The organism is Streptomyces sp. NPDC088810, from assembly GCF_044750305.1.
Taxonomy (GTDB): domain Bacteria; phylum Actinomycetota; class Actinomycetes; order Streptomycetales; family Streptomycetaceae; genus Streptomyces.
Genome location: NZ_JBIVJQ010000016.1, coordinates 28,719 through 39,497, shown reverse-complemented (window position 1 = coordinate 39,497; position 10,779 = coordinate 28,719). Strand labels below are relative to the sequence as shown.

At 70.5% G+C, this 10,779-nt stretch carries 15 protein-coding genes and 1 pseudogene; 5 read left to right on the top strand and 11 right to left on the bottom strand.

Features of this window, described 5'->3' with window-relative positions; translation table 11 throughout:
* Positions 1–530 precede the first annotated feature (530 nt).
* From ACIP4Y_RS35320 to ACIP4Y_RS35305, 4 genes and pseudogenes are all read right to left on the bottom strand, one after another.
* The gene (locus ACIP4Y_RS35320) at positions 531–950 is read right to left on the bottom strand and encodes a hypothetical protein (RefSeq protein WP_401400300.1); all 420 of its coding nucleotides are present in this window, start codon (positions 948–950) and stop codon (positions 531–533) included.
* Between the two features lie 11 nt (positions 951–961).
* A complete protein-coding gene (locus ACIP4Y_RS35315) occupies positions 962–1,423 on the bottom strand; it encodes a MarR family winged helix-turn-helix transcriptional regulator (RefSeq protein WP_401400298.1) in 462 nt (153 codons plus the stop codon).
* 67 nt (positions 1,424–1,490) lie between these two features.
* Complete coding sequence (locus tag ACIP4Y_RS35310; protein ID WP_401400295.1) at positions 1,491–2,033, bottom strand: LysR substrate-binding domain-containing protein; 543 nt, start codon at positions 2,031–2,033, stop codon at positions 1,491–1,493.
* A 161-nt stretch (positions 2,034–2,194) separates the two neighbouring features.
* Positions 2,195–2,320, bottom strand: a pseudogene (locus ACIP4Y_RS35305) (LysR family transcriptional regulator); the annotation flags it as partial.
* Positions 2,321–2,369: 49 nt separating this feature from the next.
* Here ACIP4Y_RS35305 and ACIP4Y_RS35300 point away from each other — a divergent pair.
* Positions 2,370–2,717, top strand: coding sequence for a YciI family protein (locus tag ACIP4Y_RS35300; protein ID WP_401400294.1), 348 nt, complete (start codon positions 2,370–2,372; stop codon positions 2,715–2,717).
* Positions 2,718–3,071: 354 nt separating this feature from the next.
* On the opposite strand, the gene ACIP4Y_RS35295 is transcribed toward ACIP4Y_RS35300, so the two are convergent.
* The gene (locus ACIP4Y_RS35295; RefSeq protein WP_401400291.1) at positions 3,072–3,974 is read right to left on the bottom strand and encodes a dienelactone hydrolase family protein; all 903 of its coding nucleotides are present in this window, start codon (positions 3,972–3,974) and stop codon (positions 3,072–3,074) included.
* Positions 3,975–4,275: 301 nt separating this feature from the next.
* Here ACIP4Y_RS35295 and ACIP4Y_RS35290 point away from each other — a divergent pair, with 301 nt between their 5' ends.
* Entirely contained in the window at positions 4,276–5,250 is a 975-nt protein-coding gene (locus ACIP4Y_RS35290) for a GlxA family transcriptional regulator (RefSeq protein ID WP_401400288.1), read from the top strand.
* Between the two features lie 186 nt (positions 5,251–5,436).
* Here the strand turns inward: ACIP4Y_RS35290 and ACIP4Y_RS35285 are convergent, their stop codons facing one another.
* A complete protein-coding gene (locus ACIP4Y_RS35285) occupies positions 5,437–6,030 on the bottom strand; it encodes an ABATE domain-containing protein (RefSeq protein ID WP_401400285.1) in 594 nt (197 codons plus the stop codon).
* A gap of 86 nt (positions 6,031–6,116) precedes the next feature.
* Here ACIP4Y_RS35285 and ACIP4Y_RS35280 point away from each other — a divergent pair, with 86 nt between their 5' ends.
* Entirely contained in the window at positions 6,117–6,908 is a 792-nt protein-coding gene (locus ACIP4Y_RS35280) for an MBL fold metallo-hydrolase (RefSeq protein ID WP_401400282.1), read from the top strand.
* Here ACIP4Y_RS35280 and ACIP4Y_RS35275 read toward each other — a convergent pair.
* Positions 6,806–7,279, bottom strand: coding sequence for a DUF4259 domain-containing protein (locus ACIP4Y_RS35275; RefSeq protein ID WP_401400279.1), 474 nt, complete (start codon positions 7,277–7,279; stop codon positions 6,806–6,808). The genes ACIP4Y_RS35280 and ACIP4Y_RS35275 overlap by 103 nt on opposite strands.
* Positions 7,280–8,258: 979 nt before the next feature.
* Between ACIP4Y_RS35275 and ACIP4Y_RS35270 the strand changes: the two genes are divergently transcribed.
* Together ACIP4Y_RS35270 and ACIP4Y_RS35265 are read left to right on the top strand one after the other, a co-directional pair.
* Complete coding sequence (locus tag ACIP4Y_RS35270; protein WP_401400277.1) at positions 8,259–8,543, top strand: hypothetical protein; 285 nt, start codon at positions 8,259–8,261, stop codon at positions 8,541–8,543.
* A 328-nt stretch (positions 8,544–8,871) separates the two neighbouring features.
* Positions 8,872–9,279: a hypothetical protein gene (locus tag ACIP4Y_RS35265; protein ID WP_401400276.1), complete on the top strand. Its 408-nt coding sequence runs from the start codon at positions 8,872–8,874 to the stop codon at positions 9,277–9,279.
* On the opposite strand, the gene ACIP4Y_RS35260 is transcribed toward ACIP4Y_RS35265, so the two are convergent.
* The 4 genes from ACIP4Y_RS35260 to ACIP4Y_RS35245 all read right to left on the bottom strand — a co-directional run bounded on the left by ACIP4Y_RS35260 (position 9,228) and on the right by ACIP4Y_RS35245 (position 10,610).
* Complete coding sequence (locus ACIP4Y_RS35260; protein ID WP_401400273.1) at positions 9,228–9,575, bottom strand: hypothetical protein; 348 nt, start codon at positions 9,573–9,575, stop codon at positions 9,228–9,230. The two genes, ACIP4Y_RS35265 and ACIP4Y_RS35260, sit on opposite strands and share 52 nt — an antisense overlap.
* 76 nt (positions 9,576–9,651) lie before the next feature.
* Positions 9,652–9,819 (bottom strand): hypothetical protein, encoded by a 168-nt coding sequence (locus tag ACIP4Y_RS35255; protein WP_358645352.1) that lies wholly within the window; start codon positions 9,817–9,819, stop codon positions 9,652–9,654.
* Between the two features lie 117 nt (positions 9,820–9,936).
* Complete coding sequence (locus tag ACIP4Y_RS35250) at positions 9,937–10,230, bottom strand: hypothetical protein (protein WP_401400270.1); 294 nt, start codon at positions 10,228–10,230, stop codon at positions 9,937–9,939.
* Positions 10,231–10,259: 29 nt separating this feature from the next.
* Entirely contained in the window at positions 10,260–10,610 is a 351-nt protein-coding gene (locus ACIP4Y_RS35245; RefSeq protein WP_401400268.1) for a hypothetical protein, read from the bottom strand.
* Positions 10,611–10,779 lie beyond the last annotated feature (169 nt).

Sequence of the window (10,779 nt, the reverse complement as noted above, 5' to 3'; positions counted from 1 at the left end):
TGCTTTGGGCGCAGGCCCAGGATCGGCATGGCGCCACCAGCCAGTGCAGAGCCGAATATGCAGAGTGTGGCGGCGCTTGTGAACGCCGTCCTTTTGAAGCGCGAACGCATAGATCCCTCCCGTTTACGGGCGTCGACGACGCCCATGTCAGCCCGGTTGTCCGGGCATTGCCGCATCCGCACCCGTGGTCACAGGGCCGGCAGAGGTATCTGCGGCAGCAGAGACCAGCGCAATCTACAGATCGCCAAACGGCGACTACGAGCAGTAACAAAGCATCGGGACGACATCCGGCCACGTCAGCCGTTGACGGATGATCTACTCCTCAGACAGCCGTTCATGGACGGAGTGAGCACCCCGAGAACCGGTCACGCCAGCGCTTTCACCCGCGACTTCATGTTGGCGGAGGCTCACCGGATGCACGCGGTGCGGTCCATCCGGTGCGGGAGTGGGAGTGGGCTGGGGGGTGCCGAGGCGGGCGAACTGCTCGGTGAGCCGGTCGGCCGCCTCGGCGAGTCGTGAGTGGGGCAGGCTCACGCGCCGGTTTCCAAGATGCGCTTGAGGGTGGCGAGCTCGGTGTCGACCAGGGCGACCTGCTCGTCGAAGAAGGCGTCGGTGAAGGCCGGCGGCTGGAAGAACGTGATCATGAATTCGGCGCCGGTGCCGTTGGCCACGACGCGGGCGGGGACCTGCCAGGATGCCTCGTCCTCGACGTAGTCGTGGTCGAGGATGCCGAGTTCGGCGTTGCCGCGGATGCGGAGCCTGGCCGGGCCGTGCGGGGTGGTCATCAGCCACCAGTCCGGCTCGTCGGTGGGCTCGATGGCCTTGATGTTGACGATCGCCCAGGCGGGCCAATTGGCCGCGTCGGCGAGGAAGGCGTAGACATCGGTGACGGGGCGCTCGATGGTGACGGTCTTGGTGACCGAGCGTGCGGTGGTGGGGGCGGTGCTCACGGTGGTGCCCTTCAGGGGGTGGGTGGTGCGGGTGGCTCTGAGTGGGCCTCCCCGACGAGGTGGCGTATCCAGGACTCCAGCTGGCGGCGCTGCTCCGGTTCCAGGGCGGCGAAGAAGTGGGCGTCGTTGCGGTCGGCGATCTCGGCCAGCCGGGGGGCCAGGTCGCGGCCGGTGTCGGTGAGTGCCAGCCGCAGGGTGCGGCGGGAGGCGGGGTCCGGTTCGCGGGTCATCAGGCCCTTGGCGGCCAGTCGGTCGACCAGGCGGGAGACCGCGCCGGCATCGATGCCCATGTACCGGGCCACTTCCCGGGTGGTGGTGGCGTCGCCGCGGTGGACGGTGATCAGGACCGCCCACTGGGAGACGGTCACGTCGTGCTCGGCGAGTTCCCGTTCGAAGCGGCCGTGGACTTCGTCGGAGAGCCGGCGGAGCCAGTAGCCGAGGTGGTCGCGCAAGCCGCTGGTGGAAGACGTCATCACTCCTCCATCGTGAATGCCGCGACAACTGTTGTCAAGGCAACATTTGCTGCGGGTGCTCTGATGCTCACCTTTTCCTGGTCAGAGCCGTGTCCAGATGAGGTCGAGATGGCAGCGAGGTGGAGCGAGGCCTCGTAGGCGATGGCAAGCTTGTCGCCGTGTGGCCGGGCCGCGCCACTGCTTGAGGCGGTTGATGCACCGCTCGACGGTGTTCCGCTGCTTGTAAGCCTCGCGGTCGAAGCCTGGCGGGCGGCCTGGTCGGAGGGCTGCGGGATGACCGCACGGATTCCCCGGCGCCGCAGGTGGCTGCGGATGGCACAGCCGGGAATACGCAGTCTCCGAGGTTTTCCAGGCGGACGCTTGCGCGCCCGGCCAGCGGATGGGCACGGGGCACCATCAGGGACAACGGTCCCGAGAGCACCACCGGGCCGACGGTGATGTCGGGCTCCCGCACGGGCAGCCAGCACAGCTGCAGATCTACCTGCCCGGCCCGCAGCGGCCCGAACGGGTCGCTGAAATGCACCTCGTGGAAGGAGAGCGTGCAGGCTGGGTGTTGCTCGCGGAACAGCGCGGTGGCCGGCGCGAGTTCGTGTGCGAGAGAGCCGAACACGCCGAGCCGCAGTCGCCCCTGCGCCCCCGAGCTGCCTGTCTCGCGGAGTGCAGACCGCTGAGGATGCGTTCGTACCCGGCTTTCAGGTCGTCGCGCAGCCCCTCGCCGATGGGGGTCAGGGCGACCCGGCGGCTGGTGCGTTCAAACAGCGCGGCGCCGAGGCGCCGCTCCTGTCGGGCGACGGCCTGGCTCACCCGGACCTGGGTGACGTGCAACCGCTCGGCCGTCCGCCCGAAGTGCAGTTCCTCGGCCAGGGTCAGAAAGATCTCGATATCGCGCAGCTCCACACAGCCCTCCCCTCACCCACTTCCGCACGTCACGACAAGGAGAACGTTCATGAGGTTCGCGATCGTCGTCATCGAGAACGACGCCTCCAGGCGCAGCATCCAGGACGACCGCCTCGCCTACCGCAAGAAGATCGAGGCATGGATGGGCGAGCAGGCCCAAGCCGGTGTCCTGGTCGGCGGCGAGGCGTTCGAGACCGAGGTCACGCCGCCGGTCACGGTACGCCGGGCCGCCGACGGCACCACCGAGGTGACCGAAGGCCCGTTCGCCACCGGTCAGGAGACCCTGGGCGGCTACCTGCGCGTGGAGGTCGCGGACCGGCCCGGCGCCGTCGACGTCGCCAGGACGTGGCCGACCCCCGAGACCCTCGAGGTACGCCCCCTGTGGACGGCCGGGTAGGGAGCCGTCCGTCCGTGGTCGTCCGGCCCGCGCGGAAGGGTGCATCTTTCGTGGAGTACGGCCCGTGCACGGGCGACCACCGCCGCCGACGGCGATGGACAGTCACCGGTGGGCTGGCCCGGCACCCGGTGCCGACCCGGCCAGGGTCCGCCGGGCCGGGTCGGTCCAGCAGCGGCAGACCCGTCGGGCGTAACCGGCGTTCGGCGGCGGCTCGACCGCGATCCGCCGAGCCGGATTCGCCCCCCGAGGCTACCCGCGGGTCCGAGGTTCGGCGCCCCGCAGCCCTGGCCTTTATCGAGATCCCCGACCCACAAGAGGAACGACACAGGGCCATTGGACCGGGCCAGGGCCCGGTCAGGTGGCGGGCAACGGCCGGTGCGCCTGCGGGAGCAGGCGTTCGGTGAGGAAGGAGAGGATCTCGTCGCGGGCCCGGACCGTGGGGTGGCCGGCCTCGTCGACGAGATGGGCGGTGACGACGCTGTGCGGGGTGCCGACCAGGTCGGCGAAGAAGGGTGGCGGGGCCGGGTTGGCGGCAGTGTCCGGCAGAACGCGCCCGTCGAAGGCGTCGCCCAGTAGCGCACGGTAGGCGGCGAAGCGCTGCCCCGTGCACCAGCGGTCGCCCTCGAAGCGGTAGGCGAGAACGGTGAGTCCGTCGCGGTCGAGCCGGTCGCGCACCGCGCGCGCGTCCGCCGCGTCGAGTTCGAGTCCGCCGGGGTCGTCGAGCGGCAGCGACGGGTGGTTGACCACCGGGGCGATCACGGCCGGCTCCAGGGCCATGGTGAGGGCGAAGTTACCGGTGAAGCACAGGCCGATGGCGCCCGCCCCCGGCCCACCGCACGCGGTGTGGGCCTGGCGTGCCAGACCGCGCAGCCAGAGCGTCACCGGGCTGGTGCCGCCCCCGGCGAAGGCGCGGAACTCCGCGCTGACACAGGCCCTGCGGACGACCTCTCGGCCGCCCTCGACCGTGGGAAAGGCGCCGTCCGTCCCGAACAGGGAAGGCACATGGACGGTGAAGCCCGCGTCACGCACCCAGCGGGCGAGCCGCAGAACGTCGGGGCTGATACCGGGCATCTCAGGCAGCACCACGACCGCGGGCCCGGCCCCGGCCACGTACACCGTCTTCGTCACCCCCTTCACGGTCACGCTGCGGCGGGTGAAGTCGGTGATCGGATCGTCGTAGTTCACGGGACCAGCCTGGTCCAGGCCCGGCCACCGGGTGAGGGGCGGGATCGCCAAGGCCAGGGGTAATCTCGCCATACGCGAAGGGTGGCGGGCGGCACACGGTCGGTGCCCCGGGCCGGAGCAGACGGGGGGCCGGGCCATGGCGGAGGCGGAGGCCGCGCGACAGGCGGAAGGCGGCGCGGGTCCAGTCACCGGGCAGAGTGCGCCACGGGACGGTAAGAGACCGGGCGCCGGGCGGGGCGCGCTGCGCAACAGCACCGGGCCGGGCGCCGGACGGGGTGCGCAGCGGGACGGCACGGAGCCGGACGCCGGACGGCATGCGCTGAGGGTGGGGGTTCTGGCGTATCCGGGCTGCTTCGCCTCCGAAGTGTTCGGTGTGCCCGACCTGTTGACGATGGCCGGGCATGTCGCCGGGCCGGATGCGTCCGGCTACCGGGTGTCGGTGGTCTCGCCGCGCCGCCGGGTCACCGCCTCGGGGGGCGCAAGCCTGGAGGTGCATCCCGTGCCGGAGGTCGACGTCCTCGTCGTCCCTGGCTTCGAAGTGCGCCCGGACACGGACCTGGACGCGCGGCTCGCGCCGCTCGCCCCAGAGATCGCCGCGATCCGCGCACAGGCGAGTGCCGGCACCGCCGTCGTCTCCCTGTGCGTCGGTGCGTTCCTGCTTGCCGAGGCCGGACTCCTCGACGGGCGCCAGGCGACCACGTCCTGGCTGCACGCCGGCGAACTGGCCCGGCGCTGTCCGGGCGCCGACGTGCGGCCCGAGCACCTGGTCGTCACCGACACGGGTGTGACGACGACGGCCGCCTTCAGTGCCATGTACGACTTCGCGCTGGACCTGATCCGCCGGAACGACGGCGCCCGGGTGGCCCGTACCACCGCGCGGTTGGCGCTCCTCGACGAGGCACGAAACTCACAGACCCCGTACGTCGACCCTCGGCTCCTCCCCCAACCGGGCCGCAATTTCTCCCAGCAGGTCATGCGCCGGCTTGACCAGAACCTCGCCGAGCCCTACGACCTCGCCGCGCTCGCGGACGCCTTCCAGGTCAGCACCCGCACGCTGCTGCGCCGCTTCGCCGAAGAGACCGGACGCAGCCCGCTGGCCCACCTACAGGCCTCCCGGGTCCGTCGCGCCCGCCACCTCCTGGAGGCCACCGACCGCACCGTCGCCGCGATCGCCGCAACCGTGGGCTACCGGGACCCCGGCACGTTCACTGCTCTCTTCGTCCGCCACACCGGCCACCGCCCCAGCGCCTACCGGACGGTCTTCCGCCGCACGTCTGGGTCACCCCTTCCGGAAGGCGGCGTCGTGACGCGTCCGGGGTCAGCCGCTTCCCGGTCCGGTGATACGTGATCACGCCCGCGCCGAACGAGTCGGGCACGCAGAGCTGGTCGCGTCGCAGGCGCTTGCCGTTCGCTTTGATATGGGGAACGCGGCTGAGGGTGGCGTCAGGGTGATCAGGTGCATCTTCGAGCAGCAGTCTGAGCGGCAGTGGGTCTGGCGTTGTTCGCTTCAGCACGAGTGGTCGCCGGGTGCGCGTCATGGGGAGGCGGTGCGACGGGCGTAGGCGCGGGCGGCGCGCGCGCGGTCGCCGCAGCGGGTGGAACACCAGTGGCGGCGGCCGTAGCGGAGCAGGTAGCGGTTGCAGGGGGCAGAGCCGCAGGCCGTGAGGCGGTCCGCGTCGGGGCCTGTGAGCAGGTCGGCAGCGTCAGCGGCGAGGGTGGCCAGGGCGTGGTCCAGGATTGCGGTTGTGGGGTGGGGGGTGGCGCGGTAGGGGCCGGTTTTGTCGTCCCACTGCAGCAACGGGGCGGTGGGGACTCGGGTCATCGCGTCGTTGATGGCCCGGACCGCGGCGGGGAGGGCGGGCAGACCTTCGGCGCGGGCGGCGAACAGTGACCTGATCTGTTCGCGCAGCGAGCGCAGTTGTGTCGCGCACATCTCCCGCATGCCGGCGTCGACCGGCGCGAGACCGCGTTCTGTCAGCCAGTGGTTCGCCTGTGCGGGAGTGCCCAGAAGATCGACCGTGTGCCCGCCCGTCAGCGCGAGTGCGCTGTTGGCAAGGGCGAGGGAGAGGTGCTCTTCCTCGCCCTGAGCGGGCGGCAGGCCGGGCTGGTCGATCAAGGGCTCCTTCATGTTCCTCATGGTACGGCTTGCATGCATCCGTGAGTAGCGGCTACCGTCACATCACGGTTAAAAGACTCTCATCCGTGAGGTGCTGCATGTCTTCTCTTCCCGCAACGACCAACCCGCTTCCCGTCCGGGTCTTCGGCGGCCCGACCGCCCTCTTCGAGTACGGCGGCCTGCGCTTCCTCACCGACCCGACCTTCGACGCCCCGGGCGACTACGCCCGTCCCGACGGCCGGTTTCTGACCAAGACTGCCCCCTCCAGCGGAGCCCCCGCCGATCTCGGCTCCACCGACGTGGTTCTGCTCTCGCACGACGAGCATCCCGACAATCTCGACACCTCCGGCCGGGCCCTGCTTGCCGACGTCCCGCTCACCCTCACCACCCCCGGCGGCGAACAGCGCCTTGGGGGCAGGGCCAAGGGCCTGGCCGACTGGGAATCCGTCGAGCTGGACCGCCCCGACGGCGGCACGATCACCGTGACCGGCGTCCCCGCCGTCCACGGCCCAGGCCCGCGTGAGAAGGTCGAGCCGGTGACCGGACAGGTCGTCGGCTTCGTTCTCACCGCAGAGGATCTGCCGAGCGTCTACGTCAGCGGCGACAACGCCTCCCTCGACGTGGTCAAGGAGATCGCCGAGCGCTTCGCCCCCATTGACACCGCCCTCCTCTTCGCCGGCGCCCCCCGCTTTCCCGAACTCTTCGACAACCAGCTGATCGTCCTGGACAGCGCCCAAGCTGCCGAGGCCGCTCGACTCCTCGGCGCCCGCCGCGTGGTCCCCGTCCACTACGACAGCTGGGCCCACTTCAGCGAAGGCCGCGACGAGTTGGTCACCGCCTTCACCGCCGCCGGACTGGCCGACCGCCTGGACTGGGGCCAGCGAGACTGAGCTTCGCGCCCAGCGCCTAAAGCGCCAACGGCAAACGGCAAGACTCCACGCCGCTCACAGCCGGGTTCCGGCGGCCCGCCGGGGTCGATCAGGGGGCTGTCCGAGAGGGTGCCGGCGGCCAGGGCGCCGGCGGTTACCGCTTCGGCCCCGTCTCCGCCATCGACCCGTTCTCCCGAGTCGGTGACTCGCTGGAATGCGCGTGCAAGCACGTCGATGATCTGCTGATGGGTGAGTCCCTCGAGTTCATCGACGAAGTCTGCGGCGAGGTCGCTGTCGAACGGGCCGGTCCCCCACGTTCCCGGACTCCGGATACGGCTGTCTCGGACGAAGTGCGGGTCCGTGGCCGGAGCCGCGTCGAGGGCCTGTTCCATCCACTTCTGCCGTACAGGACCTGGGTCTTGCCGTGACGGCCGTGGACATCACCGTGGTCGACCTCCTGGAGCCGGATCCGCTCCGCCGAGGCGGCCCTCGCGGTTCCGGGCGTAACGGCCTGCGACCCGTCTCTCCCGCCGTCTCGCGGCAGTCGCCGCGCCCGCCCCACACACCGCCCGAGACGGCTATCCGCGCCGACCGAGCGCCGGGTGGTCCGGGATGGCACATCGAGGTGCGCTGCACACTGGCCGCGGGCCGGCGGGCGCTGGACGTCGCCCAGAACGTCCACGCCCGGGCGGGGGCCGCCGTCATCTCCAGGTCGCCGTGACCCGCATCGCCACCTGGCACGACGGGGCGTGAGGCCGGCTGCGCGTTCCCCTTGCAGCGGCCGACATTCCGAAGCGGAGCTACCTGGTGACTGGCCAGCCGTTTCCCGCGCTGTCGGGTGGACCCTTATTCACCCTATGTGACGAGTCGCCGGTTAGTCGCTGTAGGGCTGGGCAGGGGGCCCTGTGAAAGGCGGTGATTCCGTGGACGAGAGGATTCGCAGGTACTTCATCCGTTTCTCGCTGGTGGGATTGCTGACCGGAGCTGTGCTGGGCTTCGCCTCGGGAGGTGTCTTCGGCGCTTTGGCAGGCGCCGGAATCGGCTTCGCCATGGCCGCCAGCAGCGTCCTGTACTGGGGTGAGCATGGTGGTGCCCGCCGCCATCTGTCGGCGGGTGAGGTGCCACCAGGTGATGCGGACGGCCGGCATCTCGGGAGGGCTCGCTTCGTACCCAACCAGAGGGCGGGCAGGTCGACTGGTTGGCCGTACCTCGAGTACTGACCTCGCGAGCGACTCGGCCGGTTTCCCGGACGACCTCGCGTGCTTGGACCGGTCGTACAAGGAGTCCGGGGCGAAGATCAGCGCGTATCTCCTAGCGGATCCAGTGGGTCTTGCCCAGGCCTGGCCAGGGCGCGAGAAGGTGCGTCGCTGCATGCCGGTTGCCGCGTCGGCGACGACCACGGTGTTCGTGGTCGAGCGTCCGGCTTTGCTCCAGCCCTCTCGCGCGCCCGAGCGACTGATCGTGCTGGGCGTCAAGCTGCTCGGGACGCCGTCTGCCGCCCCGGCGGCCCCCTCTGTCGTCCCGGCGGCCCCGTCTGCGGCCAAGGGCTCGAGCACGGCGCAGCAGGCGTTCAAGCGCGGACCGGCCGCCCTCACCGGGTGGGTGCAACGGAAGGCACCCACCAGCCCGTATCCCGTCCCCGCAGGCAATAGGTGAGGCCCGGGGCCGTGTCCGCAAAGTGGATTGCCCGTTGGTCTGTTCGCAGGGCGACGTCGTGAGTCGAGCGAGGAGTCATGGGCGGTGATCGAGCCGTTGCCGGCTCTCCGCCCCGGACGGGCAGGCCGGTGCGGGTCCGCCGCCGAGTGGTCAACGGACTCCTGGGGAAGCTGTCCACGGGCGCCGCTGGCGTGACCTACTCGGCGGCGAGGACACCGGTGATCTCCCGCGACTGCCTCCGGTGCGGTGCGCTGGAGGAGGCGAGGAGGACGTCCGCCACTCCTGGGGTTGACGCCACCGCCAGAACGCACGCCTGCGCCAACCGGGGATGAGCGGCCAGTCCTACCAGTTACCCAGCCATCGACCCGTCGTCGACCAGGTCATGAACAAGATCACTGCGGGCACTGCGCCTGCTTCAGGGCTTCCCTGGGCCCGGCGCGTTGCCCCGGTCATGGCCGCTGCCAGCGCCTTCTCGCTTCCCCTCGTCAGCACCGTCCCCGCACACGCCGTTACGCGTGACCTTCATGTCTCCTACGTCAGCAAGGACGGGCTGGGCAACATCAAGTACGACGCCCGATTCAGCGGCACCGTCAGGTCCAACGGGCCGACCGGTTACGTGATCGACGGGCGATTCGACGCGTACTGCAGCTCCGGCACGCTGACCCACCAGTCCGCCACCTTCGGCTACCGCCATGCACCGTCCGGGAGCTGGCAGTACGGCCGTGGCGGCCCGTAGCCGTCGATGTAGAGGCCGGCCGCGAGGGTGGCGACGGTCCGGACGACGGTTTCGAGGACCGCGGACTGCCGCTGCTCGGGGCGGTCGGGGCCGGTGGGCCAGCCGTTCTCGCGGATGCGGATCGGGACGGTGTCCGGGATGCCGGCCTTGGGCAGATCGGTGCGCCAGAAGCCGATGAGGACCGCGGTGACAGCTGCGGCCAACTGGGCGGCGGCGATGGGGCGGAAGACGTCGGGGAAGAAGTCCAGGCCGACGTAGTCCAGGCTTTCCAGGAAGCGTGCGTCGGCCCCCGCCATGATGGTTCTTCCGGTTGCGCCGTCCGGGGTTCGGGCAGGCCTGGTGATGGGTTGTCATCAGGCCTGCTTCATACGGTCAGCGTCTGCGGGCCCAGCCGGAGCCGATCCCTGCCACGTGCAGCGCCAGAGCAGTCAGCCCCAGCAGCATCACGTTCGTCGAAGAGAACACATCATTGGTGCTGAGGTCCGTGGCGTTGATCAAAAAAGACACGAAGAACAGCACCGCCGCGACTATGCCGAGCATGAAGCGAGCTCCTTCCAAGGGGGTGAAGCCCGTATGCCCGGCCACCGCCACCGTAGACGTAGGAACGCTTGGAAGCCGGTGCCGCTCGGCGCGAGCGGCTCGCACGGGGGCGGAGCCTCAGGCGTGAGCGTGACGAGGACTTGCTGCCTTATTCGAAGCTGCGTGATGCGCGGGCCGGCCCGTCTCGGGGACTTCCAGACGCCGCAGGGACACAGCGGCGGTGACGAGGAGGCCGGTGAAGACGGCCAGGAGGAGGACGGACACCCACATCTGCCGGCTCCCCGGCGCCTGCAGGCTGGTCCACGTGGCGCACACCGCCCAGAACAGGGTGCCCCCGGCGTAGAAGGAGCGGACCCGGTGCAGTTGCCGCACGGCCCGTAGGAACATGATGCGCTCGGTTTTCGGTGCCATGCGCAGCCGTATACCCCAGGGCGCGTTGTTCAGCGCCCCGCCTGTTCGCCCGCTCGGCGGCGTCGGGTGTAGGCAATGGTGAGGACGGCGACCAGCGGTCCCCAGGCCAGCAGGGGGGCGTAGCAGATGTCCATGATCACGCCTGCCGTGCCGTGCGGGAAGTCGGGGTTGTCCAGCGGCCCTCCTGGTATCAGCGTGACCGCGGCACACAGTCCCATGACCGCGAAGGCGCCCAGCGCGGCGGGTGCGGCCACCGCGAGCGGTGGGATACGGCGACCACCCAACCGCGGGACCCAGTGCGGCACCCGTTCGCCCCAGGCTCTCACCAGGCCGAGCGTCAGGCAGGCGGCAGCTTGTGAGACCACCGACAGAATCAGCACGTACACCATGGTCGGGGTCCCGGTGTAGAGAGAACCGAGTCGTCCGGTGAAACCGACGTCCACCCCGAACCCGAGGCACAGCCGCCACACGCATGAAGGCACAGTGCACAGCACCGTCGCCCAAGCCGCACACACCGACCACCGCGGCGCGGCGCGGCGGGCATCCGGT